General features: G+C 32.2%; 32 protein-coding genes. 11 read left to right on the top strand and 21 right to left on the bottom strand.

What is annotated here, in order from left to right:
* Positions 1-32 precede the first annotated feature (32 nt).
* On the bottom strand, positions 33-905 hold the full coding sequence (htpX, locus tag BM319_RS09225) for a protease HtpX (protein ID WP_091022216.1): 873 nt from the start codon (positions 903-905) through the stop codon (positions 33-35).
* Between the two features lie 175 nt (positions 906-1,080).
* Positions 1,081-1,263 carry a hypothetical protein gene (locus BM319_RS09220; RefSeq protein ID WP_069034379.1) on the bottom strand — a complete coding sequence of 61 codons (183 nt, stop codon included), beginning with the start codon at positions 1,261-1,263 and terminating at the stop codon, positions 1,081-1,083.
* 207 nt (positions 1,264-1,470) lie between these two features.
* On the opposite strand from BM319_RS09220, the gene BM319_RS09215 reads away from it, so the two are divergent.
* The gene (locus BM319_RS09215) at positions 1,471-2,229 is read left to right on the top strand and encodes a L,D-transpeptidase family protein (RefSeq protein ID WP_286143702.1); all 759 of its coding nucleotides are present in this window, start codon (positions 1,471-1,473) and stop codon (positions 2,227-2,229) included.
* Between the two features lie 479 nt (positions 2,230-2,708).
* Here BM319_RS09215 and BM319_RS09210 read toward each other — a convergent pair whose 3' ends face one another.
* A complete protein-coding gene (locus tag BM319_RS09210) occupies positions 2,709-2,921 on the bottom strand; it encodes a hypothetical protein (protein WP_139226510.1) in 213 nt (70 codons plus the stop codon).
* A gap of 140 nt (positions 2,922-3,061) precedes the next feature.
* Positions 3,062-3,595 (bottom strand): hypothetical protein, encoded by a 534-nt coding sequence (locus BM319_RS09205; protein ID WP_091022212.1) that lies wholly within the window; start codon positions 3,593-3,595, stop codon positions 3,062-3,064.
* A 114-nt stretch (positions 3,596-3,709) separates the two neighbouring features.
* Between BM319_RS09205 and BM319_RS09200 the strand changes: the two genes are divergently transcribed.
* A complete protein-coding gene (locus BM319_RS09200) occupies positions 3,710-4,906 on the top strand; it encodes a macrolide family glycosyltransferase (RefSeq protein ID WP_091022210.1) in 1,197 nt (398 codons plus the stop codon).
* Between the two features lie 144 nt (positions 4,907-5,050).
* Here BM319_RS09200 and BM319_RS09195 read toward each other — a convergent pair whose 3' ends face one another.
* A complete protein-coding gene (locus tag BM319_RS09195) occupies positions 5,051-5,887 on the bottom strand; it encodes an alpha/beta fold hydrolase (protein ID WP_091022208.1) in 837 nt (278 codons plus the stop codon).
* A 551-nt stretch (positions 5,888-6,438) separates the two neighbouring features.
* Here BM319_RS09195 and BM319_RS09190 point away from each other — a divergent pair.
* Both BM319_RS09190 and ycaC read left to right on the top strand, forming a co-directional pair.
* On the top strand, positions 6,439-6,996 hold the full coding sequence (locus tag BM319_RS09190) for an NADPH-dependent FMN reductase (RefSeq protein ID WP_091022206.1): 558 nt from the start codon (positions 6,439-6,441) through the stop codon (positions 6,994-6,996).
* 100 nt (positions 6,997-7,096) lie between these two features.
* Complete coding sequence (ycaC, locus tag BM319_RS09185; RefSeq protein ID WP_069034386.1) at positions 7,097-7,741, top strand: isochorismate family cysteine hydrolase YcaC; 645 nt, start codon at positions 7,097-7,099, stop codon at positions 7,739-7,741.
* Positions 7,742-7,942: 201 nt separating this feature from the next.
* Here the strand turns inward: ycaC and BM319_RS09180 are convergent, their stop codons facing one another.
* From BM319_RS09180 to BM319_RS09160, 5 genes are all read right to left on the bottom strand, one after another.
* Positions 7,943-8,650: a DNA alkylation repair protein gene (locus BM319_RS09180; RefSeq protein ID WP_069034387.1), complete on the bottom strand. Its 708-nt coding sequence runs from the start codon at positions 8,648-8,650 to the stop codon at positions 7,943-7,945.
* 144 nt (positions 8,651-8,794) lie between these two features.
* The gene (locus BM319_RS09175) at positions 8,795-9,382 is read right to left on the bottom strand and encodes a hypothetical protein (protein ID WP_069034388.1); all 588 of its coding nucleotides are present in this window, start codon (positions 9,380-9,382) and stop codon (positions 8,795-8,797) included.
* Between the two features lie 160 nt (positions 9,383-9,542).
* Positions 9,543-9,971, bottom strand: coding sequence for a hypothetical protein (locus tag BM319_RS09170; RefSeq protein WP_091022204.1), 429 nt, complete (start codon positions 9,969-9,971; stop codon positions 9,543-9,545).
* A gap of 278 nt (positions 9,972-10,249) precedes the next feature.
* The gene (locus tag BM319_RS09165; RefSeq protein ID WP_091022202.1) at positions 10,250-10,957 is read right to left on the bottom strand and encodes a hypothetical protein; all 708 of its coding nucleotides are present in this window, start codon (positions 10,955-10,957) and stop codon (positions 10,250-10,252) included.
* Between the two features lie 139 nt (positions 10,958-11,096).
* On the bottom strand, positions 11,097-12,062 hold the full coding sequence (locus BM319_RS09160) for an endonuclease/exonuclease/phosphatase family protein (protein WP_175495586.1): 966 nt from the start codon (positions 12,060-12,062) through the stop codon (positions 11,097-11,099).
* Positions 12,063-12,384: 322 nt separating this feature from the next.
* On the opposite strand from BM319_RS09160, the gene BM319_RS09155 reads away from it, so the two are divergent.
* The gene (locus tag BM319_RS09155; protein WP_069034392.1) at positions 12,385-12,567 is read left to right on the top strand and encodes a hypothetical protein; all 183 of its coding nucleotides are present in this window, start codon (positions 12,385-12,387) and stop codon (positions 12,565-12,567) included.
* Positions 12,568-12,692: 125 nt separating this feature from the next.
* On the opposite strand, the gene BM319_RS09150 is transcribed toward BM319_RS09155, so the two are convergent.
* The 3 genes from BM319_RS09150 to BM319_RS09140 form a co-directional block, all read right to left on the bottom strand.
* Positions 12,693-13,493, bottom strand: a complete 801-nt coding sequence (locus BM319_RS09150; RefSeq protein WP_084006958.1) for a DUF817 domain-containing protein — start codon at positions 13,491-13,493, stop codon at positions 12,693-12,695.
* A gap of 75 nt (positions 13,494-13,568) precedes the next feature.
* Positions 13,569-13,787: a helix-turn-helix domain-containing protein gene (locus BM319_RS09145; protein ID WP_069034394.1), complete on the bottom strand. Its 219-nt coding sequence runs from the start codon at positions 13,785-13,787 to the stop codon at positions 13,569-13,571.
* Positions 13,788-13,796: 9 nt separating this feature from the next.
* Complete coding sequence (locus tag BM319_RS09140) at positions 13,797-14,279, bottom strand: DUF2975 domain-containing protein (protein ID WP_069034395.1); 483 nt, start codon at positions 14,277-14,279, stop codon at positions 13,797-13,799.
* A 332-nt stretch (positions 14,280-14,611) separates the two neighbouring features.
* Here BM319_RS09140 and BM319_RS09135 point away from each other — a divergent pair, with 332 nt between their 5' ends.
* Genes BM319_RS09135 through BM319_RS09125 form a run of 3 tightly spaced genes read left to right on the top strand, consistent with a single transcriptional unit; the run spans position 14,612 to position 15,956 of the window.
* The gene (locus BM319_RS09135; protein WP_069034396.1) at positions 14,612-14,953 is read left to right on the top strand and encodes a PadR family transcriptional regulator; all 342 of its coding nucleotides are present in this window, start codon (positions 14,612-14,614) and stop codon (positions 14,951-14,953) included.
* A complete protein-coding gene (locus BM319_RS09130) occupies positions 14,950-15,432 on the top strand; it encodes a hypothetical protein (protein WP_069034397.1) in 483 nt (160 codons plus the stop codon). The genes BM319_RS09135 and BM319_RS09130 overlap by 4 nt, the downstream gene beginning before the upstream one ends.
* Complete coding sequence (locus BM319_RS09125; RefSeq protein WP_069034398.1) at positions 15,429-15,956, top strand: permease; 528 nt, start codon at positions 15,429-15,431, stop codon at positions 15,954-15,956. The genes BM319_RS09130 and BM319_RS09125 overlap by 4 nt, the downstream gene beginning before the upstream one ends.
* A 238-nt stretch (positions 15,957-16,194) precedes the next feature.
* Here BM319_RS09125 and BM319_RS09120 read toward each other — a convergent pair whose 3' ends face one another.
* The 8 genes from BM319_RS09120 to hflX form a co-directional block, all read right to left on the bottom strand.
* A complete protein-coding gene (locus BM319_RS09120) occupies positions 16,195-16,854 on the bottom strand; it encodes a serine/threonine-protein kinase (RefSeq protein ID WP_069034399.1) in 660 nt (219 codons plus the stop codon).
* Positions 16,855-16,949: 95 nt separating this feature from the next.
* Positions 16,950-17,420, bottom strand: coding sequence for a DUF4825 domain-containing protein (locus BM319_RS09115; protein WP_069034400.1), 471 nt, complete (start codon positions 17,418-17,420; stop codon positions 16,950-16,952).
* A gap of 162 nt (positions 17,421-17,582) precedes the next feature.
* Positions 17,583-18,851 carry an MFS transporter gene (locus tag BM319_RS09110; RefSeq protein ID WP_069034533.1) on the bottom strand — a complete coding sequence of 423 codons (1,269 nt, stop codon included), beginning with the start codon at positions 18,849-18,851 and terminating at the stop codon, positions 17,583-17,585.
* Positions 18,852-19,061: 210 nt separating this feature from the next.
* Positions 19,062-20,177 carry an RNA-guided endonuclease InsQ/TnpB family protein gene (locus tag BM319_RS09105; protein ID WP_091022301.1) on the bottom strand — a complete coding sequence of 372 codons (1,116 nt, stop codon included), beginning with the start codon at positions 20,175-20,177 and terminating at the stop codon, positions 19,062-19,064.
* 287 nt (positions 20,178-20,464) lie between these two features.
* Positions 20,465-21,166, bottom strand: a complete 702-nt coding sequence (locus tag BM319_RS09100) for a hypothetical protein (protein WP_069034401.1) — start codon at positions 21,164-21,166, stop codon at positions 20,465-20,467.
* Positions 21,167-21,343: 177 nt separating this feature from the next.
* On the bottom strand, positions 21,344-21,682 hold the full coding sequence (locus tag BM319_RS09095; RefSeq protein WP_069034402.1) for a zinc ribbon domain-containing protein YjdM: 339 nt from the start codon (positions 21,680-21,682) through the stop codon (positions 21,344-21,346).
* 243 nt (positions 21,683-21,925) lie between these two features.
* Positions 21,926-23,197, bottom strand: a complete 1,272-nt coding sequence (locus tag BM319_RS09090) for a methionine gamma-lyase family protein (RefSeq protein ID WP_069034403.1) — start codon at positions 23,195-23,197, stop codon at positions 21,926-21,928.
* A 3-nt stretch (positions 23,198-23,200) separates the two neighbouring features.
* Positions 23,201-24,457: a GTPase HflX gene (hflX, locus tag BM319_RS09085; RefSeq protein ID WP_069034535.1), complete on the bottom strand. Its 1,257-nt coding sequence runs from the start codon at positions 24,455-24,457 to the stop codon at positions 23,201-23,203.
* 135 nt (positions 24,458-24,592) lie between these two features.
* Between hflX and BM319_RS09080 the strand changes: the two genes are divergently transcribed.
* From BM319_RS09080 to BM319_RS09070, 3 genes are all read left to right on the top strand, one after another.
* Positions 24,593-25,240, top strand: a complete 648-nt coding sequence (locus tag BM319_RS09080; protein WP_069034404.1) for a trimeric intracellular cation channel family protein — start codon at positions 24,593-24,595, stop codon at positions 25,238-25,240.
* Between the two features lie 302 nt (positions 25,241-25,542).
* Entirely contained in the window at positions 25,543-25,797 is a 255-nt protein-coding gene (locus tag BM319_RS09075) for a hypothetical protein (RefSeq protein WP_175403506.1), read from the top strand.
* Between the two features lie 187 nt (positions 25,798-25,984).
* Positions 25,985-26,407, top strand: coding sequence for an SRPBCC family protein (locus BM319_RS09070; protein ID WP_069034405.1), 423 nt, complete (start codon positions 25,985-25,987; stop codon positions 26,405-26,407).
* Positions 26,408-26,668: the final 261 nt, after the last annotated feature.

Below are 26,668 nucleotides of genomic sequence, written 5' to 3'. Positions count from 1 at the left end.
TACACCGTTAAATGTAAAAAGCCTTTTAACTTTTATAATGATTTTAAACGTTCGATTCGTTTTTCTAATGGTGGATGCGTTGAGAATAATCTTGCAAATTTCTCTTTACCGCTAATTTTAAAAGCTGCAATTGATTTTTGACGATCATCAACTAATTTAATATTTCGACTTAATGATTCTAATGCATGAATCATGTTATCTTTCCCACCAAGTTCTGCCGCATACCTGTCCGCCTTAAACTCCCGTTTTCTTGAATGCCAGAAAATAATTGGACTACTTAAAATACTAAATACGATCTCAAATACTACTGAACAAAGAAAATAAACTACATAAGATAACTCTTCTCTTACAAAATTAGAAACTATTTTTGCAACTAAACGGGAGAAGAAAATGACAAAAGTGTTAATAATACCTTGTAATAATGTTGTTGTAACCATATCCCCATTTTTTATATGGGCAATTTCGTGTGCTAAAACACCACTAATCGCTGGACGATCCATTGTCTCGATCATACCACTAGAAACAGCTACTAAAGATCGTCTTTTACTAGGCCCTGTAGCAAAAGCATTAACTTCAACTGAATCATATACGCCCACCTGTGGCATCTTCTTTAAACCAGCAAGTTTTGCTAGCCGATAAGTCTCTTCTAGTACAAAATTTAAACGATCAGTTTGTGGAGAACGAGGATCAATTAATTTTATACCCATAACCCATTTGGCCATTATACGAGAAAATAACAATGAAATAATCGCTCCACTAAATCCTGCAATTACACTAAATGCAAGCAGTGCCCAGTATCCCCCATCGCCAATATAACGCGGTACACCTAATAATGTTGTAATCGTTGTTATTGTAATTAACACTAAAATATTAACAAAAATAAAGAAAGAAATACGTTTAAACAAAATCGTTCCTCCCTAGCTAATGACTTGAAAGACTATAATATTTAACTCTTATTCTTAAATATATAGTCTAGTTTCTTATACAATTAAAGAACATATTAAATTTCTTAAACTTATATTCTTTCATTCTACTATATAACTCGAAAATTGTTGTATTAGATTTCTCAAATTTTACGACTTATGAAAGTTTGCTAGATTTCCTCCAAATTAAAGTAAAGAATAGGATTAAGATCCCTACTGAAAATCCAATAATTTGATCTAATAAAAATTCACCCGTTTTAATTAAATGAATGACAAAAGTCCCACCAAAAATAATGATGATTAGGAATGATAGTTGGAGCATATAATTATTAATTTTCATCATTTCACCTCCACTATTGAAATATACTATTGTCTTACTAATTTAATAATACAGCTATATAAGTAAAAAGCACTATTCAATACCGTTACAATCGTCATGTTTTCCAGCAATTATGAGCAAATTTGAAAAATATGACACATGGACAACTCCTACCGTCATAGGATTAATTGATTAAGATTTTGAAAATTTAATTTGGGAGGGACGGTATTGATAAAAAAATGGCTTGCTGTTTTAATTTTAACCTGTCTTATGTTTGTAGGTATTGGTATTAAACCTAGTCAGGCTGCTACATCTCAGTTCATTATAATTAATAAATCAACAAATCAACTAGCTTATTATGAAAATGGTAAACTCTACAAAGTTTTTAAAGTAGCCACTGGTAAAAGTCCATCTCTAACGCCAGAAGGTAAGTTTAAAGTCGTAAATAAGATTGTGAATAGACCTTACTATACGGGTCATATTCCTGGCGGTGATCCACGGAATCCACTCGGAAACCGTTGGCTTGGATTAAATGCACGTGGTACATGGGGAACTACATATGCCATCCACGGTAACAATAACCCAAGTTCGATTGGCAAATACGTCAGTCATGGCTGTGTGAGAATGTATGATAATGAAGTAGAATGGCTCTTTGATAGAGTAAAATTGAGCACACCTGTAGTCATTACAACTTCAAGTAAATCATTTGACTCAATAGCAAATGCAAATGGATATAAAGTAACAAGTAGTAGTGGTGGTTCAAATGCTGTTATCCCAACTGGAACTGTATTAAAAAAGGGAAATCGTGGAGCTATAGTTAAAAAGCTTCAACAAAAGCTTACAGTTCTCGGCTATAGTACTAAAGGTATCGATGGTATATTTGGAAACAATACAGACCAAGCCGTGCGCAAATTTCAAAAAGACCGGCATTTAAAAGTAGATGGAATTGTAGGACCTGCTACGATTAAAGCACTTGGCGGTTTATAAGTTCAACTATTAATAGAGGATCTTCCTCTATTTTTTTATTTCTAGTAATCTTTTTGTTCTACAACCTAAGCTTTATTATTTTTAACCAATTTACAATTTGATCCATTAGCTCCAATTAATTTCGTTGGTTCATCTTTGATGTAGAAGAAGCTAAACTTTTCGATAATTGCTCTATTCTCTTTAATATTAAAAACCCTCTATCATATTAATTCTCTCTATGTAAAAATTTATTAACGATTATTCGAGTGTAAAATTTCCATAGAGTTTTTTACTAAATTAGTAGTTTTTTAATAAACTACTCACTTGCCAAAATTAATTTTCTTGTTTTGCTATTATATATTTTGTAACTTACTTCAAAATTATGATCCTTTGTAACTGTCACCTTACAATAATATGGTACGGATTTCCCATAAGCATCCAGTTTAGGAATATCTCTGAAAGTAAATATTTCATCTGTATCTTGCATATAAAAATCTGCTTCAGAGGTCCGGCTTGAAACTATCAATTTCTATAACACATCTTCCGCTTACTACATCATATTGTTTAAATAAAACATTTTTAAGACTTGGAAGAGTAAACGTTAAAAGTAATACACCAAGTAATAAACATCCAATGCTTTTACTGATATTTACCAATGAGTATACACGATCAATAAACATTGGCATAAATATAAATCCTGCACTTAGTATCAAAATCAATCCTGCTATGAGCATAGAATAATATGTTAACATTTTTTCACTTCCTATAATTATAAAACTACAAACTTTCTATTATGTAGGCAATTTTTTTTCATCTATTCCAACCTGATTAAAAATTAATCGATATTCTAGAATTATTCTCGATTCTCAAAATCTAGTAATCTTAAACAATTTCTTTCTTCATCATCAATATGCATTGAGGTGATATCTTCTATCTTGAATATTGATTCTCCATCGTATTCACCATATTGGTTTATGATTGATAAAACGAGGATATGGTCTTCTTTGCGTTTAATGATACCTTGTAGGTTGGCATTTCCCAATAATTCTACCAAAATTAAAAATTTATTTTGATAAGCAAAATCAAGAATACCCTCCATTAAATTTTTATTTTCCAATTCAAGCTTCATATGGGTTTGTTTCTTAGTTATATACAGTTTTTTTATTTTTCGTAGATAGCGAGAATCTAAATTAATTTGAAAAATAGTTTCTGTTTTCATTAATGAAAAGCCATCGTACATTCCATTAGGGGTAATATTAGCTAAAATTACATAGTCATCTGATACATAAAGAACCTTCGCAACAGCACATACATCAACATCCCCTAAATCATTATAAATTTCAGCGAAGTCTTCTGTATTTGTTAAATTAATTAATTGTTCCTTCAAGCATCATCACCTCTATTATTTTTATTTTTTACTTTAACATTATACAATGTTATTTAATTAAGTTTAATCAAATTACTTTTATATAGGTATAAATTGAACCAAGGAGTGTTTGGAATGGCTCGAGTTTTATTTATTAATGGGGGCTCAGAGGGGCATATAAATCCTACTATTGCAGTTGTAGAAGAGCTTATTTCACGAGGTGAAGAGGTTGTCTACTTTTCGATAGAGTCTTTTCGAGATCGAATTGAAAAGACTGGAGCTACAATGCGGACAATTGATGAACAAAAATTTATTAAAGCCTTTCTCTCAGGTGGTCGAACACATTTACTTGAACGAATCAATGGTCTATTACATACAGCAGATATCGTAATACCTAGTATTCTTGAACAGATTAAAGGGGAGCATTTCGATTACATCATACACGATTCAATGTTTGGTTGTGGACGTTTAATTGCTCAAATTCTTAATCTTCCCGCTATCAGTTCCTGTACTTCTTTTGCAGAGACTAAAGAAACATTCGATAAAATGTTGGAAAAGCAATCAAAAAATATCCCCAAAGAGATACTTGTACCGATTAATGATGAATTTATGAAACTGTCATTAAATATTAAGAATAAATATGGTGTAGAGATCAATTCATATTATGAAGTATTTTGTAATCACGCACCATTAACAATCGTATATACAACTAAAGAGTTTCAACCTGATGGGGATGTCTTTAATCATACATATAAATTTGTCGGTCCATCTATCGGTTCTCGAATACAACAAGATCCCTTTGACCTTTCTACCTTTAAACGTAAAAGTCCAATCTATATTTCTCTGGGAACTGTTTTTAACCGCTCAATTGATTTTTATAAGTTATGTTTTGAAGCATTTGGAAATAGTGAACACACCGTCATAATGTCGATTGGTAAACATACCAATCTAGATGATTTAGGAATTATTCCTTCAAACTTTATTGTAAAACAATATATTCCACAGACCGAAGTACTAAAATATACTAAATTATTTATTACTCATGGTGGTATGAATAGCACAAGTGAGGGTCTCTATTTTGGAGTTCCCTTAATCGTAATCCCACAAAACGCTGATCAGCCAATCATTGCAGAGCAAGTAGCCAAGATTGGTGCAGGTTTGCAATTACAATCACAAAATTTAACACAAATTCAACTACGTGAAGCCGCAGAAAAAGTGTTAAAAAATAACTCATCCTACAATAAAGCAATCGACAGCATAAAGAAATCTTTTCGAGAAGCCGGAGGTTATCACCAAGCTGTTAAAGAGATTTTCCAGTTTATTAATAAATGAATAGTTTCATTAGACTTCTAAAACTAAAATGAGAGCCGATGTTCGGCTCTCAAATTTTTTTATATTTATCGTCACGAAAGAGTAAATAGTTAAGCTATTATTTTTGAGGAACTACTTGTCTTCCTTATATAAAAACTATATTAATTACTCTTTTAAAAATGTTAGTAACGCTTCATTAAATTCTTTTGGATGAGTCGCGTTTAATCCATGCGGACCACCCTTTATTAGAGCAAGCTTACTACCAGGAATGGACTCATATGTACGTTTACCACTTAACTCAAAAGGTACAGTTGCATCAGAGTCACCGTGAATAATAAGAGTAGGTATATCGAACTTTTCCAAGTCCTTTCTAAAATCTGTTTTACTAAAGGCCGTTATACAATCGAGCGTTCCCTTAGGTGATGCGCTAGCTGCGATATCCCGATTATATAAACGGAATGGTTCACTAACTAAATCCGTTTGATTACCAGCCGAGAAAAATCCCTTCATAAATTTGTCAAGAAATGCAATGCGATCATTTATCACGCCTCTTTTGAATTCTTCAATTGTCGCATCATCTAATGCTCCTTCGGGATGATCATCTGATTTGTATAAATAAGGAGGAACTGCTCCAGCAAAAACAGCCTTTTCAATACGATCTGTTCCATAGCTGCTAATATATCGAGCTACCTCTCCTCCACCCATAGAAAAACCAACAAGTGTGGCATTTTTAAGATCTAAATGTTTTAACAGTTTATGTAAATCAGAAGCAAAAGTATCATATTCATATCCATTCCACGGCTGAGATGATTTTCCAAAGCCTCGACGGTCATATGTTATGACTCTGTAACCTGCTTCAATAAGAGCTGGTACCTGGTATTCCCAAGAGCGTCCACTTAAAGGCCAACCATGAATTAATACGACGGGTTTTCCTGACCCATGGTCCTCATAATAAAGTTCAATTGGGGCATGATTTTCATTACCTACAGTTAATTTTGTCATTTAAATTTCCTCCCATGAATTTTCTTTATTAAACCGATATTCTTCCTTCTCTTCACAATAACTCTCTACTGCAAAACATTCTATCTTCCCTACTATTAAAATTGCAAATTAAAAATATTAATCAATTAATATATTTGATTACAATTTATTTGTTTAAGCCAAGGTGTGAAATTATTGAAAATATTGAAGAACTTAAATGGCAAAATCAAATTAGAGAATTCTAGATTTCTATGCAACTCAAATTGGCGTTTGGTATCACAGCCCTTCCTAAAATGTATGGCTTAAAATAGCATCGCCATTTTGTCAATTATTGTATATACGACTTAATGGGAGTTTTTTCCTTTGTCCGAAGTTATTTATTGTCTATAAAAAATAGCTGCTCGCATCCGAATCCCTGTTTCTAACCTCCGGACAATAAGAAATTGGATCGTTGTCACCCCCTTAAGCCAAAATAACTAATTAAATAAAAAAGATAAAAAGGTATAAAGCCACTTTTAAGATTTTGGAATATTATGGTAATATTTAGTTGATTTTAACAAAGGAGGGAATATATGTCTAATACAATCGGTCTTATTTGTGGTAGTTTACGAAAAAACTCTTATAATCGAATCATTGCTCAATCGTTAACAGAGATGGTTGATTCCCATCAATTTCGTTGGATTGAACTTAATGAACTACCTTTATTCAATGAAGACCTAGAAACAAGTGTTCCAGAAGCAGTGACATCATTTAAATCTGCTATCCAGGATGTTGACGGTATCATTATTGTAAGTCCAGAGTACAATTCTGGAATTCCAGGCGTATTAAAGAATGCATTAGACTGGGCATCAAGACCTCGCGAATCCGCTGTTCTTAGTAGAAAACCGGTTGGTTTAATTGGTGCAACTCCAGGGGGATTAGGTACTGTTTATGCTCAAATCCAAATCAGAGAAATACTAGAAGCTATGCAAGCCCATGTTCTACCATTTCAAAAAATGCTGATTTCCCAAGTTCATGAAAAAATTGATTCCGATCAGAAAGTGCTTACTGACGAACAAACAAAACGTTATCTTCAGCGTTATTTACACCAATTCATAAATTGGATAGATAAAACTCCTGTTTTAGATTAATAGAAGGAAACTAGGTATTTTAAAAAACTCAGTCTACCTTTTCTGATTGTTATAAACGAAGAAATTAATTCAATTACTTAATTTTTAGGAGGAATACATAATGTCTGATCTCTATTCTCGTATTAACAAAGATGAAGCTGTTGTTCTTTTAGTGGATCATCAAACTGGTCTGATGGCTGGCCTAGTGCGTGATTATGGTGTTGATGAATTCAAGAACAATGTTTTAGCTCTTGCTCATACTGCTAAGTTTTTTGATTTACCAGTTATTTTAACAACAAGCTTTGAAAATGGACCTAATGGACCACTTATGCAAGAATTAGTTGATCTTTTTCCTAACGCGCCAAAAATAGCTCGTCCTGGACAAATTAACGCATGGGATAATGATGATTTTGTAAAAGCAATCGAAGAAACCGGAAAAAAACAACTGATTATCGCAGGCGTAGTTACGGACGTTTGTGTTGCTTTCCCTGCACTTTCCGCTATAAATGCCGGGTATGAAGTATTTGCTGTTACTGATGCTTCAGGAACTTTTAGTAAACAAGTTGCAGATGCCGCTAATACGCGTATGGCCCATAGTGGTGTGCAACTATTGAACTGGTTTAGCGTAGCTTGCGAATTACAACGCGATTGGCGTAACGATGTCGAAGGCTTTGGCAATTTGCTTGCTAGTAATCTCCCAGGTTATCAAAATATAATTGGGAGCTATATGGCAGCTCAGCGAAATCTCAGTAAACAAAATGCATAAATTTAGCGCTTATTTAATCAGCACTCCTTTTTAAATAAAGTTTAGCAACGCTTTTATTTTTACGATTACAGCTGAAACCAACATAAAAAATAAAAAAGCCTAACTTTTTTATTTAAAGTAAAAGTTAGGCTTTTTTTTATATAAGGTTTTACAATTTTAAAAAGAGGGATCGCTCTGCTTTAATGCGTTTAATAAAAATCTTTAACATCTTACGTGCTTACGCTTAAATCCTAATAAACCTTTATCTAAATCCTTTTGAATTTTTTCAGAGCAAAGTAAAATGGTGCTTTTTTTCTTTTCCTTTTTCATTTCGACTGGTCCAATTGCTTTTGCAGTTTCAACTGCTTTTTCATGTTGAGGTACATATGAAATTGCTACTGTATAAACAAAATTATTCATCGCAGATTTTGTTCGTTCTGGAGATTCATGTATTGTATCTTTCACCTGGTCAAGCAGATTAGAAATCTTGAGTGCGTCAAATTCAGTATCCGAGCGATTCCCTAATAGCCAACAGTAACAGCTCCAACCAGCTGACATTTTAAGTTCATCTCCGCTTGCAATCCATTTATCGGCTACCTCTTGCGCAATATCGGCTTCAGCTAAAGTAACTGCAACTACATAGTCTGAAAGCATATAGAAATAAGCTCCATCAATCCAACTTTCAAAGTCTTCTTCAGTCATTTTCAAAGGCTCTGCAATTATCCCCGCAAAATACATGGCATCGTAATTACCTGTTGCATATAATTGATTGGCTAATTGCTGATCCATTTTAATTTTCTTAGCAATCGGCTTCATTGCCCCTGTTGCCACTCCAAATAGTGGCTCATGTGCCCCGTTACTTATGTATGTCTTTTTTGTCCGTTCCTTACCTAGTGCTTCTAGCTCCTGCATAACCGTTTCCAATTCCACCGTTTTACACTTCCTATCTTCACATTCCCACTTCTTTATTTCCTTTTATCCAAAGTTTTTATTAAGCAATAATAAATTAGTACAAATAGATATATCACATTTTACAAAATAAAGTTAACTGTTAAATATTAAGATTTTGTCCTTTTATAAAGATACAAATTTAGATCCTTTAAGTAAGTTATTTAACTTTTTTACTTGTTCCTTAGAATAAATACCAACTAAACAATCTTGTCCTCCTAAATCTAGAATATAAACCCTCTTATCCGTATTTTTTATTTCTAATAAATCATTAAACTGAACAATAATTTGCTCATCGATCCAGTCATCATTTACTTCTAACTTCCAACAATAATCTTTTTCATCTAAAGTAAACGAAATTGATGCCTCTTGATTTTCAATATCTACATTATCTTTAATATTTTTAAAATCTAAGTAATTTTTAGATAAGTCTCTAATTCTTTCTGCAATGCGAACATAATCTCCTGTGTCCTCAATACATTCCGTATCCAAATACCATATTTCATTTGAACAGTAATTTTCGTTTAGCTCCAATTCACTTCCTAATGCAATAAGTAGTAATAGGTAAGGTTCTCTTTCAAATTCTTCTTCACTATACTCAGCAAGAATTAATTCTTCATTTATAATTGGATTTAATTGTATACCAATCTTTTGCAATTCACATAATTGTTCACTGAAGCTTACCTTCTTTTTAAATTTAAAGAAACGAAACATTCAATCACCAACTTAAAGTTTAATTATTCATTTTGCTATTTGAACTACTATCATATTATATCATTTCTTAAACTACTAAATATCCAATCAATTCTTTCTTATAACAGCAAAAAAAAATAAGTTGCCATGACAACTCATTTACTAAAACATTATTTAATTATTACAACTCTATATAGTTTATTATATTTTTTATTGATTTGGCATTCTCAATACCAACACTTCGAAATCCATTAAATCCATTAATTTTTATGATGGCACCATTCTTTGTGAACCAAAGTAATGAACTATATTCAACAGTTTCATCTATTGGACTTCTGAATGATAACTGAACATCATATGTAGCTAAATCAACAATTGGTTTTTCAATTTTTTTACTAAATAAATAGATCTCTTCTAATTTATTTAATTTTGCTTGTTTTTCTACTTTAACTGGATTAAATTTGATTACATTTTTCCCGAACTTTGTGTAGTTATAACCAATGCATATTTCATTCCTTGCTTTGCTATTCTTCATTTTTTCAAAATAAAATCCACCTAAGCATAAAGCTAGGATGGCTACGCTTATCAAAAATATATTTGGCTTTCTCAAATATTGCCCCTCCGTAAAAAAGATCAGCTTCCCAATATGTTATAACCATATTTTACCATCTTTGAAAGTAGTTTAATATAAAAAATGTGCTAGTTTCATTTATAATTTCACATATTTTACTAGTGTTTTTCGATGACTAGATTTTGATGGGATTGCACATAATGGATTTGAATTTTGTCCTATGTAGTGGAATTATTATATAAAGCAAAAACTCGCTAAAAATATAATTAGCGAGTCAATTTTTGTATTTAAATATAGGTGTATATGTAGTTAAAACATTACTTTGGTATAAATTTTCCAATCTCATTTGATAAAATCGAAGTATCCCACGGGTACCAGTAGTAATTAGCACCGTCAAATTCAATCATATACTTATAAGCGATTGGTTCATCTGTATATAATACAATTTCATAGTGAGTAGAATCTGTATGATCATTGTTTGGTTGAAAATTTGAATCTTCCTTACTATTCTTTAAAATATCCAGAAAGTTAACTATTTTTTCTTTGTCTTTTATCTCAGATATCTTTTTCGCGCTAGGTGAATAAGATTGGTAGATTTCAATCAGATCTACTTTTTCGATTGGTACATCTTTAAAATACCACTTATAATCATTTGTTCCTTTTGCATAGTAAATTCTATATCCTTTTATGGCAGTTTTATCTTTTAAGGCAATTAATTCAGGATTACCCTTGATTGAATAAATGTCCGTTCCTTTCTCGTGGAATGCTGAGTCACCATCTTTTATTTTATAATTAGAATCTGTGACATGATCTGCTACCCTGAATTTTACTTCCCCTATTTTTTCATCAATAAATTTTTCATTAGCTAAAATTCCTGATTGTATACCATTGTACTCAACACCATTCCATCGAACAAAGTCTACCCAATCTATAATTGATTGGCTTTCTGAAGATGTGAAACGACAAGCAACAAGTAGTAAAGGCAATATGATAAACGTTAGCTTGAACAGACTAACTCTTTTCATTAAAACCTCCTTAAAAATTGTTTATTTTACATAGTATTCAATTTCAATAATGAAATGCCCTTCATAGAATTAATAAGGTTGAATAGAAATGACCGCCTTGTGTAAAATTGCGGTCATTTCTTATTTATTCAGTAGTTAACTAATGATCATCATGATTGTATTTCAAACTTAATCTTGAAAATAACCCTGCATGATCCGATGGCCAAAGACCAGTTTTTGTTCTGTCACTCTGTGAGTTTCCAATTAGATGAGCCGATAGTGGATTCCAGCCATTTTTATAATAGATATAATCTACTCTTTCGTTCAACAAAGACACTGAATTTAATAGGTTTGGTGCTTGATGTCCAGTAAATCCTAGTCCTATTCCAACGAAATTCCATAAATCATTTAAGCCCGCATTAACAAATAGATTGTATGTCGTGCTATTAGGAACAGCATTCATATCTCCAGAAATAATAACTGGTAACTGTGTATTTGCAGGCCCTAGAAGGATTTCGGTTGCTTGAGCATTACGAACAGCTTCGTCATTTGGTTCCAAATGTGTATTAATTAATTTGAAAACTTTCCCCCCTTTTCTTACTTCTAAGGAGGACCATCCGCGAAGCACTGTTATAGCTTGTCCTCCTACGGGTAAAGTTAAATTTGTTTGAAAGTTTGCTTCCTGTTTACTTAGTATTTTCCATTCAGAATCTTTCCGAATCAATATGGCATCCCTATCTAAATATTGAACTAAATTTCCATTAAGATCAGGTAGGCCTACCGATAGATTATCGTTCTTAGCTCCAATTTTGTATTTCAATCCAAGTTTTTCTAATTCTCCTATTAATAATTCAATAAAATCGAAAGTAACAATCCCAAATGTAGGGATAATTAGCTGTAATAATTCAGCCTCTTGTAAACCTATAAAATCAGGTTTTTCTTTTGCGATTCCTTTAGCAATTGCCTTTACGCGAGTAGTTATGTCAGTTGCTAGAAATTGCTGAAATACTTCTGTTACGCGCTGGGGAATTTGTGCCAGTGTTGTTCCTATTAACGGCGTGAGATCCGCTCCTAAATAAAGATTCCACGTTTGAAAAGATACATCATGTTTATGCTTTGAACTCAATTATTCTTCACTCCTATTATGATTAATCTCTATTAATAGATGAAAGAGAATAATAAGTGAAACGGCGTTTATATTAAAAAGTAGTTAAATGATAGGAAAGAAATAGTGTCGACTATACATCGATGTAAAAAGAACTAGAATACTATTTAATCTATTAAATAGTATTCTAAACCCCACTCTCCTCTAAGTTTACTTTTAGTGTATTTATATGAAAACGATCTCAACTTTACCGTGACAAACGCACATTTTTTATAAAAGCTCGTTTTTGAAAGCACTTACATTCTACTTGCACATAAAATATATTGAATGGAGGGATGAATGAATGGAAAGAATTTTTTTAATGTTAGCTAGTATTATTGCTGGTTTTGCTTTAATCAAAATGCCTTTAGCAGGCACATTCTTATCAAGTGTAGAGCCATTAACAGATTTAATTGGTATTTTAGCTATTTTAATTTTCTCCCTTTTCCTAATATACAAAGGGTTTATGAATCTTATCGGTAAGTAGGCAGTATATTAGGTTTAGGCATCTTATTAAAATATACTAACGATACAAATTATTAATAAACCTGTATCTGATTACTAGTTAATCTTTGATACAGGTTATTTTTTTGATTTCAAACATATAAACTTCTACATATTTTTACTTTTTTTAGTGTCTTTCCTTTTAATTGAATTATTTCCTTTAACTCGCTTTAAGGTAGCTACGATCAGAAAGCTTACAATAACTAATAATAGCCATGAACTTACTTTACCTAGATGAACTAAACTCCATGCAACCGACTGATTAGGATATTGCCAAGCACCAAAAAACGTTGCAATATTTTCGGCTATCCATATAAAAAATCCGATTAGTACGAAAGAAAGTGCGATTGGCATACGGTACCTGGTCCCATTAACTTCATAAGTGACCCAAGATTTCCAAAAAACAATTATTACAAGCCCTGATAACCACCAACGAACGTCTATCCAAAAATGGTGAGTAAAGAAATTCAAATAAATTGACGCTGCAAGTGAAGCAACTATCAAAAATGGTGGCCAATTAATTAGTTCAACATTCAGCCTTCTCCACGCTTGACATAAATAACTGGCAACACTTGCGTACATGAAACCACTATATAGTGGCACTCCAAATAGTTTTGAGTATCCTTCTCCAGGATATGCCCAAGAGCCCATATGTACCTTAAAAAGTTCAAGCGCAAGTCCAATTAGGTGAAAAAGTGTGATGACCTTTAATTCATCCAATGTTTCTAGCCTAGTACGCACCATTAACCACTGCATCAAAATACAGATCAATAGTAACCAATCATATCTTGGAAGAAATGGAAGTGGCACAATTTTAGTAAAAGCTAAAGAGGCAAAAATCACAACAGGAAAAATACATGATAAAGCCTGCTCCCAACCAAATCGAACAAGTTGTTTGAACGCTCTTATAAAATATGACTCATCCTTTTGAAGTATTAAATTCACAATTAGCTCTCCTTCATAATTTATATCAATCTTAACGATCTATTTGTTGTCTTCATCATTTTGGTACTCTAAAATATCTCCAGGTTGACAGTCTAAGGCATTACAAATCGCTTCTAAAGTTGCAAAACGTATCGCTTTTGCCTTACCGTTTTTCAAAATAGAAAGATTCGCCATCGTAATCCCAACCCTTTCCGAAAGCTCGGTTACACTCATTTTCCTTTTTGCTAACATCACGTCAATATTAATAATAATTGCCATGTTCTCACCTCAGACTGTTAAATCATTTTCTGATTTTATATCAATCGCTTCTTTCAAAAGCCTTTCGAGAACGGCTGCAAAGACTCCAATTACCAATGAAGCAAAAATCAAGACCATGCCAATAACGATTATTCCTGGAGCGTCATCCATATCAGCGATTAAATAAAAAAGTGGCAACCCTAGTACATACAAAACACTGATTGCGATTGCACTAAACTTTATTTTCTTTAAAGCGTTAACCGATAATTCCGAGAAAGCTTTGTTTTTATCAATGTAGCTTAAAAGTTTAAAAGCTTGATAAAGCGCAAAATAGAAAGGAACCGCTGCAGCATATAGATCTATAAAAATAAAAATTTTCATTAAAGCAATATTCGGATACAGTTCAGCAGCAAATTCTGCAATCTTCGGAACCACAAATATACACAATGCAAGAACTGGGAGACCAATAAGAATCACTACTATTTTTAAAAAGAGAGTTGACCCTCGTTTCATAAATGCACCTCACTAAATTATTTTCATTTTGAATTTACCATATAATTTATCGTTTTACAATAAATTATTGTTGTTTTTTATTATATTATTATTGTTATAAAAATATCCTTACATTCTTTAAATGATAAAAAAGCATTTCTCAACTAAAGAAATGCTCTTGTATAAACCTAATCATCCAATCTCTCCTTAGAAAGAGAAATTTTTTAAAATGTTGAAATAAATTAACAGAGTATATTTACTGTTAGTAACATATTACTGTAATTAACAGTATATTGTTATTAACAGTATGAAATTAATCTTTGGAAATACACAAATTTAGGAGGTTTATATTTATGAAACATACGGGCCGACATACTGGTGCATTTCTTTTATTGTTTTTAACAGAGGGAGATTGTTATGGAGGGAAACTTTTGCAAAAGTGTGAGGAAGAACTTCCAATTAATCCAATTGATAGTTCTATATTATATCGAACTCTAAAGCAATTAGAGACTGAAGGTGCTGTTGAGTCTTATTTAGGTAAATCCGAACAAGATAAACCGATCAAGATGTACAAAATTACTGAAGTTGGAAAAGAAAAATTAGAAGAATTTCAAATAAACATCGAAGAAAAGCTTAAAAATTTAACATTTTTCATAAACAAATACAATGAATGGAAGGAAGGAGAAGGATCATGATTAATGCATCGATCCTATACAGTTTAGCTATAATTCTTACTTGTATCTCTTTTATAAAAGATCGAAAGAAAACAAAAGATGCACTATTAAAGTCATGGAGAATGTTTTGTAATATTTTCCCTGAAATTTTAACGATTATGTTTTTTGTAGGACTATCCTTATCTTTATTAACGCCTTCACTCGTTTCATCAATTATTGGCCAACACTCTGGAGTGAAAGGAATAATACTATCTACATTAATTGGTTCAGTTGGACTAATTCCAAGCTTTATCGTTTTTCCTCTTGGAGAAACATTAGTCCAAAATGGTGCTGGACTCCCACAAGTAGCAGTATTAATGTCAACTTTAATGTCAGTAGGAATTATTACTTTACCTATGGAACAAAAATTATTTGGAAAAAGTTTTGCATATGCACGTAATGCAAGTGGACTTTTAATGTCTCTTTTATTTGCATATATAATATGGTTGGTGATGGTATGAGTCAATTAAAAAAATATCGTTTCTTTTTTATTTTATTAATAGCTTTCATCGTACTAACATTATTAAACCACTCACTTGGAATGAAAGCATTTCAGTTAACTGGAAATAGTATATTAAATATGTTATTTCTTCTTCCACCTGTTTTAATTTTTGTTGGCTTACTTGATAAATGGGTTGAAAAAGAAACTCTTATTAAATATATGGGAGATAAATCTGGCATTTACGGTGTTCTGTTTGCTCTTTTACTAGGAGGTATTGCAGCTGGTCCTCTATACCTAGCTTTTCCAATCGCGGTACTTTTATTGAAAAAAGGAGCAAGTATTCGCTATGTTGTTTTCTTTTTAGGAGTTTGGACAACGGCTAAACTACCTGTCGTTATCTATGAATTTGCTTCATTTGGTATTAAATTTACACTTATTCATCTATGTTTCGGCTTAGTATTTTACTATTTAATGGGACTCATTTTTGAGAAGTTTTATAATCATAAACAATTGTTAAATTATGAAAATCACAAAGATATTTAATGAAAACAGACTCTATTTTAATTAGGTCTTAGTGAAAAAAGAGTACAAAACTAAGAGCCAATTTATCCTCAACATAAATACTAAATGAATAACTGCAATCTAAAGAAGACTAGCCCGAATACTAGTCTTCTTTAAATATCAATCGCTATTTCTTGTTTAGAATTCATTTGCAGTCACATAAAATGTTCAATTATAAAACCTATTGCACTTATCGTCACATATCTCAACGTGATCTATTTTAAATTTTCCTCTTCAATTTTTTGTAAAATCTGTATGAATGTCTAGTAAAATCCAAGAATTTCAACGGGATTTTAATAGGTACTTTATACAATGTTTTTTTATATAGTTTATAGTAAGCTTTGACTAGATCTTCCCACTTTTCATCTTTTCCTTTTTTGTAAAAATCAGATATATCTACAACGTACCCTCTACCATCTTTCATCATCACATTTTTTCCGTGAACATCGTATGGATTTAACCCACGACTGATCGCATACTTAAGCGCAATATTTACATCTTTAATCACACTTTCAGGTATTCGATCACCATTTGCAAGAGCGTTGTATAGGGTAATTCCCTCTAATCTTTTTAATACTAGGTATTTTTCACCAAATTGGATCAATTTCGAATATGCTGGATGCTCTCCTAATTGTTTATAGACTTGAACTTCTTTTTCTAAACCGTCTAGATCTTTTCCATACACCTTAACAACCACATTTGGTTCAGAATGGTGTATAAAAACAGCCGCATAATTACCTGATCCAATGCATTTCCAACCTTCTGGAATATTCTTAACGACAATTGGGTTATTTGGACGTTCACTCTTGAGGTTTACATTCGGAATTAGTTCCTTTTCAATTAGAACCTTAAATTCAGATTCATTTGTTAAAATAGACATTCGTTTACCCCTTTATATCCGTTTACTACTATTTCTCAATCTATTAACCTATTTAAAATTTATCAATCCCTTTAATAATGACTAAAAAAAAGACCTTATTTCTTAAAAAACTGATTTACTTTGCTTTTATCTTTTAAATTAGTGTGGACTAGTTCCTCTAGTTCCTTTTCATTCGTATATGAGCCTAAATCTTTTCCATACCATTGATCAAGTTGTTGTCTTGTCAAAGTATATTTTTGATCAGCAAAATCAAAAACAATCCATTCTACGTTTTTGATCAATGTAAATAAGTAAGTTGCATTATTTATTACTATATTTTTAGTATTTGCGGGTAAATTCTTATATTCAATCGTCACACCATAAGGCTTCTTTTTTGTTTGGAGTGACATTTGGGTGAATTCTTTATGATTCGGTAATTGTTTTATAATATTTCCTACAGCACTGTTATTACCGACATAAGAATTTTTATAATGAAAAATATCCTTACTTGTGTTTTTGCTTAAAGAACAGCTGGTTAAACTGATCAATAACATTATTAGTATGAAATAAGCTAAAAATTTTTTCATATTTCCCCCTTTGTAATTGAGCACGAATTCAATTCGCGGGCACAATTAAATATACGGTTTTACTAAGAATTTAATTAAACTTTTTATCAAGCATGCAAATTGTGAAATAGGAGCTGATTAATCAGCTCCTATTTCATCTTAATTATAAATTAAATTTGATTTTTACATTTGAAGCCCTTGTTCACGTTCTTTTTTTCCTCCACGTGACCAAATCACGACTGGAATAAGGATTAAAGACAAAGCTCCTCCAGCTAATGATAATGTTGCATAGCTTGAATTAGCTACAATCATTCCAGACAAAGCACCACCAGATGCTCCTGCTAGTGCAATAAATACATCAACAGTCCCTTGAGTTTTGGCACGTGTAGATGAATCTGTTGAATCAACAATTTGAGCAGTTCCACTTATTAGTCCAAAGTTCCAACCTAATCCTAGTAATGAAAGCGCAACTACTAGGAGAATCATTGAATCACTAGGTGCTAATGCAGCGGTCAATCCTGCTAAGAGTAGAGTCGCCCCAGACGCAATCGACATGGCAGTTCGACCGACTTTATCAACAAGAATTCCTGTAATCAATGAAGGAAGATACATCGAGCCAATATGAAACGCAATCACAATCCCTACTTCATTTAGTCCATGACCGTGATGTTCCATATGGATCGGTGTCATTGTCATAATAGCAACCATTACAATTTGTGTCAGCACCATAGTTGCGGCTCCAACAGCAATTCCCCTCTTGTTTTTAATACTTTCAACAGGTGATGAATTTTCCACATTAACTTGTTTTGTTTTATTTGACTCGATCATTTTTGCCATAATTAATGGGTCTGGATTAAGCATAACGAAAAGAAACAGACCAGCCAAAATAAAAGCAGTTGCAGATAAAATGAATGGACCTGCAAGTGCTGGCACGCCAATGGAGACAGCAAATTTCCCCATTGGGCCTACTAGGTTAGGACCTGCAACAGCACCAAATGTTGTGGAAACCATTGCAATACTAATCGCTTTTGCACGTTGTTTATTATTTGCTAAATCAGTTCCCGCATATCTAGCCTGCAAATTGGTTGCTGTTCCTGCACCGTATATCAAAAGTGAGGCAAATAAAAGGATAATACTGTTTGTCATTGCTGCAATTACTACACCGATTGCACCAAGTCCACCAGTAAAAAATCCTGCAGCAAGCCCGATTCGTCGACCAAATCTTTGCGAAAGCCTACCAACAATTAATGCCGCTCCTGCTGAGCCTAGTGTAAAAAGGGATGCTGGCAGACCAGTAAAAGCATCTGTTCCAAGCATTTGTTGAGCTAATAGTGCACCGACTGTAACTCCGGCAGCTAATCCTGCTCCACCAAAAATTTGCGAAATGCTAACCATCAATAGAGTCCGTTTATATAGCATCTTTTGTTTTTCCTCTGAATTTACATAATCCATTGCAAAATTATGCGCTCGGTTATTCAATTAAACACCGTTGCCAAAAACTTATAAAAATCAATAAAAAACATTATTTTTAATAGATTTCGTTTATTTCCCTTTTCTACGTGTCCGATTTTGCCTAGTTAGGCTACTTTCGTTTGGTCTAACACTCCAAGGGCGTAAATTCGGATACAACGAATCCTACATATTAGTAATGACGTCTAGGTATCAGTTTACTAATTTATATCGTGACAAGTTGATTGCTGCGTTTATATCTCGATCGATTTCATGACCGCATTCACATTTGTATAATCGGTCTGATAGATTTAAATCATTTTTCTTATTCCCACAACTTGAACACGTTTTAGAAGATGTGTACCATTGATTAGCTTCTACAAATTCAATGCCATATTTTTCACATTTATACTGAATTTGGCGTTTGAATTTAAATAAACACTGCTTTGCGATTGCTTTTGACAGGTGTTTATTCTTCATCATTCCCTTGATATTTATAGCTTCCATTACGATGCGATAAGGTTTGGTTTTCACGATTTCGCTCGTGGATTGATGAAGATGGTTTAGTCTGATATTCGTCAACCTTCTATAGAGGTGTTGTATTTTTTTTTCGATTTTTATAATGTTGCTTGTTTTGACGAAACGGTTTCCCTCCTTGTTTATTTCATATTTACGAGAAATTTGACGTTGCAACCTACGTATGCGTTTCTCTCCCCTTCTCACATTGCTTGTTTTGTTAATATTTTTCTTCCTAGTGCCATCTGAACAAACGGCTAACTCTTTAATTCCTACATCAATTCCAAGTGAGACATTTGTCAGTTCAACAATTGGTTTAGATTCTTCAATCCCTACAGAAAGATACCAGTATTTACCATCATTACTAATTCTAGGATTATAGTATTTTTTATCTGGTATACATTCGGAAACTACAACCCAACCGACTTTTTCAATCAATACTTTCTTTCCTTTTACTTTCAACTTCACATTTTCGTTATAAAAGGATGGTTTTGATTTTCTTTTACTTTTGAATCGTGGTTGATCTGCTAACCCTTTAAAGAACTTTTCATACGCATGACAAAGATCTTTTATCGCTTGTTTTGTAATATTATTCGATACTTCATACAGCCATGAAAATTCATCTGTTTGTTTTAATCTTGTTAATTCTTTTCTTAACAGGCCATCAGAAATAAACTTCCCTTTGTTTTTATAGCTTTCTTTTTGTTTGGCCAATGCCCAGTTATAAGCCCATCTGGCAGTTCCCACTGATTTCCATAATTGTGTTTCTTGTTCTTTAGTTGGTCTTAATCTTACTCTTTTTGCAAGTATCAATGTTTTATTCATATGATTAAGAGTTTGTTCAGTTCCACCGATCGAATCAACTTTCAAATCACTCACCTCATGTATTCTATATAAACACATTGAGGGATTTGCATTTAGAACAAATTGTGATATTTTTATAAATTTAAATTAACTGTTGTTAACCTTCTTCTATGTCGTGCGATTTTAAAAAAATAATTGCAATAATATCAATGAATGTAAACGTTTAATTACATCTCTTTTATTTTAACAAATATCAATTTATATCAAACTATTATTTTTTACTTTATTTAGTAAATTTAAATTAATTCTTCACCAGAAAGAATTGCTTTACTAGACAAATCAGCAGCAAACCATGTTGAACTATCATATTCATCTAGTGCATAATTCCAAGCGATAACAAAATGAATTTGAGTTACTTCGTTTCTTTCAAGTGATGTAAGTGGCACAGAAAGTCCAGTATAGTCTTTCCTGTAATGAATTATATTGTCTGGAAATTCTTGATCCAATCGATTAAATTTATTCGCCATCATGTCTTTTTCATGTACTCGGTTTAATAATGTATTTCCGTCTTGTGTTCCAATCGTCATTTTAAATTCTTTATACTCAAATGTTATGGCATCTAGATTTTGTCCACTATCAGAACTACAAACAGTTTCGTTTAAATTGATTGGTATTAATTTTGTATCGAACTTACATTTTAAATTTTTAACTAATGGTTTAATCCTCCATATTCCAGCGATAACTTTTTCAACTTTCATATGATTAGGGATTTTATAATTAGGGTTGCAAATTACTAATTCGGCAATAAAGAGATGCTGTTTATAACTAAGTAAAGTGCCTCCATTATGGAGCTTAAAGCAATCCGAAATTTTAGTTAAGTTAGTGTAACGTTCGTCATCAATATTTAGTTCTAACATAACTTGACCAAGAGGTGTTAGAATCTCTTGGTAACAGCTGTTTGCATGATCATGAGTATTTTTACTTTGAAAAAGTTTCATAATTCATTCTCCTATATTAATTCTAAAGAATTCACAATAGCCGCTGAATCCAAAACATATTAAAACTTATGACCTTTCAAATAATCATCATATTACTCAAGTTTACATATAAAACAAATGCATCGAGCCTTTTGACTTGATGCATTTTTCTTTTAATAGAAATTTTAAATAACGATACTACGCTTTTTTAACAAACTCAGACTTCAACTTCATGGCACCAAAGCCTTCAATTTTACAATCGATATCGTGATCACCTTCAACTAATCGAATACTTTTCACTTTTGTACCAATTTTAACGACAAGTGATGTGCCCTTTACTTTTAAATCTTTTATAACTGTAACTGAATCCCCATCATTTAAAATATTTCCGTTAGCATCTTTTACTACTATTGTTTCGTCATTCGTATGTTCTGTTTCCATTGTCCATTCATAAGCACATTCCGGACAAATTAAAAGATTTCCATCTTCGTATGTATATGCTGAATTACACTTAGGACAATTAGGTAGATTTTCCATTGTTTTTCCTCCATACATTACTGAATCTATACTGTATACCCAACTTCTATATACTCGTATACTCCTAACCTTAATACAAGATTAGATAAACATTACAAAATTTTAATGATAGTGTTAAGGTTAATTTAAGAATTAACCTGTAAGATAGAAATATAGATAGAACCTTTTTCATTATGAAAGTAAGTCCCCAATTATTTTCATATATAAAATAGCTCATGACTAGAGGTCATGAGCTATTTTATTTTAAATTTCTAATAGATTTTTTTCAATTAAAGAATTAACTGCCGAACAAATTGCGATTTTCACATGAGCATATGTTAAACCACCTTGAACATATGCAACATAAGGAGCTCTTATTGGACCGTCTGCTGTTAACTCAATACTTGCACCTTGGATAAATGTCCCCGCTGCCATGATGACATCGTCTTCGTATCCAGGCATATAGTTTGCTGTTGGCGTAAAATGAGCATTGATTGGTGAAGCCGCTTGAATTGCCTGACAAAATGCTATCATTTTTTCTTTATCATCAAATTGAACAGATTGTATTAAATCAGTTCTTACTGCATCCCATGAAGGATTTGTGTTCATTCCAAGCTTTTCTAAAAATGCAGCAGTAAATAAAGCTCCTTTTAAAGCTTGACCAGTAATATGTGGCGCCATAAAAAAGCCATGATACATATCTTGTAACGCATAAAGAGAAGCACCAGCTTCACGTCCAATTCCAGGAGATGTTAAACGATAGCCACATTTTTCGACTAAATCTTTACGTCCTACAATATAACCACCTGTTTTGGCAAGTCCACCACCAGGATTTTTAATTAATGAACCTGCCATTAAATCTGCTCCTACATGGCATGGCTCTAGTTTTTCAACAAACTCACCATAGCAATTATCTACAAAAACAATGACATTTGGATCAATTTCTTTTACAAAATCAATCATCTCTTTAATTTGTTCAATTGTATATGAAGGTCTTGTTCCGTAACCTTTTGAACGCTGAATACCGATTACTTTCGTATTACTTGTCATTTTATTTGCTACTTTTTCATAATTGATTCGTTCATCATTTACTAATTCGATTGATTCGTATCCAATTCCAAAGTCTTTTAATGAGCCATTTCCACTTTCCCCACGAATCCCTACGATTTCCTCTAATGTATCGTATGGCTTCCCAGTAATGTATAAAAGCTCATCCCCTGGTCTTAGTACGCCAAATAAAGCAGTTGAAATTGCATGAGTTCCAGAAATGATTTGCGGTCTCACTAAACCAGCTTCTCCACCTAAAACATCTGCAAAAATTTCTTCTAATGTATCTCTTCCGATATCATCATAACCATAACCAGTTGTTGGGATAAAATGACTATCACTCACTTTATGTTTTCGAAAGCTTTGTAAAACTTTGAATTGGTTATATTCAATCACTTCGTCAATTTCTTTATGGGCTTCTGAAATTAATTTTTCAACATCTGCCACTAATGGTGCAATTTTTTCCCCGTTTGATAAAAATTCTAGCATTGATTATTGCTCCTTATATATTCTATATCTTTTTACAGTATCATAAATTGAATGTTCTTTGAAAACGTACCCGGTAATTTGATAGATTTCTGATTCTTCATTAAAGTTGATTGATTCAATCATCGTTAGTTTTTTGATTTCATGAATTAATTTGCCCTCGTAAGCTGGTACAAATGCCTCAAAATATTCCATATACTGTTTACATTCAAATTCAATTCTTTGACGTAATTTACTTAAATCATCTTCATTTAAAGCACTCATTTCAATAAAACCTTCGGATGGTGACGGTACAAAGTCCTCATGAACTTGATCTATTTTATTATAGACAGTTAAAATTGGAATATTTTCAACATCTAAATCATTCAATAATTTAGAAACTGTTACTTCATGGCTTTTATAATTTTCATGAGATGCATCGACAACATGAAGAATGAAATCTGCTTCCGTTGCTTCTTCAAGTGTTGAACGGAATGCAGCAATAAGTGAAGTTGGTAAATCCTGAATAAAACCAACCGTATCTGTAAGTAAAGTTGTCATACCATTTGATAAAACAAATTTTCTAGTTGTCGGATCTAATGTCGCAAACAGTAAATCTTGCTCATACACATCAGATTTAGTTAGTCGGTTAAATAATGTTGATTTTCCTGCATTTGTATAACCTACTAATGAAATATGAAACATTTCATTTTTCTTACGTCGCTCACGATAACGTTTACGATGTTCAACGACTATGTTTAATTGCTGTTTAATGTCATCAATACGTTTTCGAATGTGACGACGATCAGATTCTAGCTTTGTTTCACCTGGTCCTCTTGTACCAATACCTCCACCAAGCCTTGATAACTCAGTCCCTTGACCAACTAATCTTGGCATCAAATATTGTAATTGAGCCAGTTCAACCTGTAATTTACCTTCTTTTGTTTTCGCTCGCTGTGCAAATATGTCTAATATTAATTGTGTACGATCAATTACCCTTTTTTCTAATCTTGCAGATAAATTACGTATTTGAGATGGAGTTAGTTCATTATTAAAAATAACAACATCAGGTTCTAACTCTGCAATTGCTGCCTCTAACTCTTCTACTTTACCTGTCCCTATGTATAATGCTGGATGATATTTAGTTCTTTTTTGTGAAGTTATTAAAACTACTTCTCCATTTGCTGTTTTCGTAAGTGATGCTAATTCGTCCAATGAATAATTAAACCGATCATCATCTACATTTTGAAGCTGACATCCAACTAAAATGGCTTTTTCTCTCATTTCATTCGACACAAAATTCCACCTTTTCTTTAACCAATTCTAAGCAATAAATATTCTTTACTCTTAACTGTCTCTTTATTATAATGATATCTGGACTATTTTTCATCTTTTTATTAAGGGCGGGGGAATTGCTTTTTGGAAACATGGGAGTTATTTAGCATTATTGGTACTATTTCCTTTGCATTAAGTGGTGCAGTTGTAGCTATGGAAGAAGACTATGATTTATTTGGTGTCTATATTCTAGGCTTTGCTACAGCCTTTGGTGGCGGTGCATTACGTAATTTATTAATAGGTTATCCAATTAACTATTTATGGAATCAAACAACAAATTTTACAATTGCGTTAGTTGCGATGACAATTATCTTTTTCTTTCCGCAATTATCAAATAAACCATTTAAAAAATTAGATATTTTATTCGATTCAATCGGTTTATCCGCTTTTGCGATTCTTGGAGCAAATTATGCTATGGAATTAAAATTACCAGTTAGCGCTGTTATAGTAGCATCTGTCTTAACTGGAATCGGTGGCGGAATCGTACGAGATTTACTAGCAAAAAGAAAACCAATGGTATTACACTCAGAAGTATACGCTTTTTGGGCAATACTTGTAGGCGTTTTAATTGGAAATAAATTTGTTGATACAAATTTTGAACTATTATTATTATTCATTGTTATTGTTCTACTTAGACTATTATCTGTACATTATAATTGGAGTCTTCCTAAAAGATCATTTAAAGGCTCAACAGTTAGTCTAAACGAATCAAGCACTCAAAAACTAAATTAAATAAGTCCAATAAAAACAAACCTTTTCAAATGATGGTTTGTTTTTTTATTTTAAAATTCTATTACTGTACTTATTCAACTACCTGTCAATTTAGTTAAATAAGAAAGGAGTCTCTGAAGAAAAACCGAATATACTAATTAAGAATAGAATTACTGGAGTATTACTTATAAAAGCCTTCGTTAAAATAATTGAGAAATTTTTAAGGAGTGAAAAACTTGTATAATCCTAAAGTGTTCTTCTATTAGTTGCGGTCGGCACTAATGGCAAATGCCATAATCTAAATCCCCGCAGCAGGGAAGGAAATGTTAGATTTAGAAGTTTCATACTGGAATAATGAACAGAAAAAAAGTCACAAGAAAATTTATAAAGATCCTCGAAAGGAAAAACTTTTTGAATATAGAAAAGGATTAAAATCTGTTCATTATGATAAAGAAGTAAAAGAAGTTCGAAAAGACGATTATCGAAAATATCGAAATCGTATGAACCATTTAATCAGAATTGAAAAATACGACCTAATTCACAAATATATGAAAACTAGTGGCTGGTTGACTTGGTAATAATAAAAGAACAGAAGAATTTCTGTGATTATTAACTCTTTCAATAATAATGTGTAATTGATATTTCTTGTACACCTAACTTATGCTTTAGGTGTACAAGGATTATCTCATTTTTTGAAATCGCTCACAAGAAAGTAAGCTACATATGTTATTATCCAATTTAGTATCAAGAGAGGCGTGAATTAAAATGGAAACAACTAAAAAAGTAACCGTAGAAACGACGATTCAAGCACCAGTAGAAAAAGTATGGGAATTTTGGACAGAACCTACTCATATTAAAAAATGGAACAGTGCTTCAGACGACTGGCACACACCAATTGCTGAGAATGATTTAAGAGTTGGTGGTGAATTCAGATCAAGAATGGAAGCAAAAGATGGCAGTTTTGGGTTCGACTTCGGAGGAATTTATGATGAAGTAAAAAACTATGAAGTAATTGCATATACTCTAGGTGATGGAAGAAAAGTTAAGATCACGTTTAAAGGAAAAGAAGACACTACTGAAGTAATTGAAACATTCGATGCTGAAGAAACGAATCCAGTTGAATTTCAACAACAAGGATGGCAAGCAATTCTAGACAATTTCAAAAAGTATGCAGAAACTAATATTTAAAAAAGAAAAAGAGGGTGAATAAATCATCCTCTTTTTTGTTTTTTTCAGGCTTTAAATATAAATAGGAAAAGGCTTATCCTTCCAGCTTTTGCGATCTAGTAGAATATTGTATTATCATAATTTATAAATAAAATGATTGTGACCGCTATAATACACACCTCTTAATTCGAGGCCCCTTCTTAATCTTAAATTAGTTTTCTTCACATAATTTACCTATTCTTGCCAACACTATTTTAGAAATTTATTTAAAGGAGAATTTCA

It is taken from the genome of Bacillus sp. UNCCL81, from assembly GCF_900112535.1.
In the GTDB taxonomy this organism is placed as follows: Bacteria; Bacillota; Bacilli; order Bacillales; family Bacillaceae_G; genus Gottfriedia; species Gottfriedia luciferensis_B.
The sequence above is the reverse complement of the archived record's forward strand: the minus strand, read 5'-3'. Positions and strand labels throughout refer to the sequence as shown.

What these genes read in the sequence shown, in the direction of transcription:
- BM319_RS09220 (WP_069034379.1), bottom strand. Translation starts at nt 1,263, where the DNA reads ATGAAAATTAATAATTATATGCTCCAACTATCATTCCTAATCATCATT.
- BM319_RS09200 (WP_091022210.1), top strand. Translation starts at nt 3,710, where the DNA reads ATGGCTCGAGTTTTATTTATTAATGGGGGCTCAGAGGGGCATATAAAT.
- BM319_RS09195 (WP_091022208.1), bottom strand. Translation starts at nt 5,887, where the DNA reads ATGACAAAATTAACTGTAGGTAATGAAAATCATGCCCCAATTGAACTT.
- BM319_RS09190 (WP_091022206.1), top strand. Translation starts at nt 6,439, where the DNA reads ATGTCTAATACAATCGGTCTTATTTGTGGTAGTTTACGAAAAAACTCT.
- ycaC (WP_069034386.1), top strand. Translation starts at nt 7,097, where the DNA reads ATGTCTGATCTCTATTCTCGTATTAACAAAGATGAAGCTGTTGTTCTT.
- BM319_RS09175 (WP_069034388.1), bottom strand. Translation starts at nt 9,382, where the DNA reads ATGTTTCGTTTCTTTAAATTTAAAAAGAAGGTAAGCTTCAGTGAACAA.
- BM319_RS09165 (WP_091022202.1), bottom strand. Translation starts at nt 10,957, where the DNA reads ATGAAAAGAGTTAGTCTGTTCAAGCTAACGTTTATCATATTGCCTTTA.
- BM319_RS09155 (WP_069034392.1), top strand. Translation starts at nt 12,385, where the DNA reads ATGGAAAGAATTTTTTTAATGTTAGCTAGTATTATTGCTGGTTTTGCT.
- BM319_RS09145 (WP_069034394.1), bottom strand. Translation starts at nt 13,787, where the DNA reads ATGGCAATTATTATTAATATTGACGTGATGTTAGCAAAAAGGAAAATG.
- BM319_RS09140 (WP_069034395.1), bottom strand. Translation starts at nt 14,279, where the DNA reads ATGAAACGAGGGTCAACTCTCTTTTTAAAAATAGTAGTGATTCTTATT.
- BM319_RS09135 (WP_069034396.1), top strand. Translation starts at nt 14,612, where the DNA reads ATGAAACATACGGGCCGACATACTGGTGCATTTCTTTTATTGTTTTTA.
- BM319_RS09130 (WP_069034397.1), top strand. Translation starts at nt 14,950, where the DNA reads ATGATTAATGCATCGATCCTATACAGTTTAGCTATAATTCTTACTTGT.
- BM319_RS09125 (WP_069034398.1), top strand. Translation starts at nt 15,429, where the DNA reads ATGAGTCAATTAAAAAAATATCGTTTCTTTTTTATTTTATTAATAGCT.
- BM319_RS09120 (WP_069034399.1), bottom strand. Translation starts at nt 16,854, where the DNA reads ATGTCTATTTTAACAAATGAATCTGAATTTAAGGTTCTAATTGAAAAG.
- BM319_RS09115 (WP_069034400.1), bottom strand. Translation starts at nt 17,420, where the DNA reads ATGAAAAAATTTTTAGCTTATTTCATACTAATAATGTTATTGATCAGT.
- BM319_RS09110 (WP_069034533.1), bottom strand. Translation starts at nt 18,851, where the DNA reads ATGGATTATGTAAATTCAGAGGAAAAACAAAAGATGCTATATAAACGG.
- BM319_RS09100 (WP_069034401.1), bottom strand. Translation starts at nt 21,166, where the DNA reads ATGAAACTTTTTCAAAGTAAAAATACTCATGATCATGCAAACAGCTGT.
- BM319_RS09095 (WP_069034402.1), bottom strand. Translation starts at nt 21,682, where the DNA reads ATGGAAAATCTACCTAATTGTCCTAAGTGTAATTCAGCATATACATAC.
- BM319_RS09090 (WP_069034403.1), bottom strand. Translation starts at nt 23,197, where the DNA reads ATGCTAGAATTTTTATCAAACGGGGAAAAAATTGCACCATTAGTGGCA.
- hflX (WP_069034535.1), bottom strand. Translation starts at nt 24,457, where the DNA reads ATGAGAGAAAAAGCCATTTTAGTTGGATGTCAGCTTCAAAATGTAGAT.
- BM319_RS09075 (WP_175403506.1), top strand. Translation starts at nt 25,543, where the DNA reads ATGTTAGATTTAGAAGTTTCATACTGGAATAATGAACAGAAAAAAAGT.
- BM319_RS09070 (WP_069034405.1), top strand. Translation starts at nt 25,985, where the DNA reads ATGGAAACAACTAAAAAAGTAACCGTAGAAACGACGATTCAAGCACCA.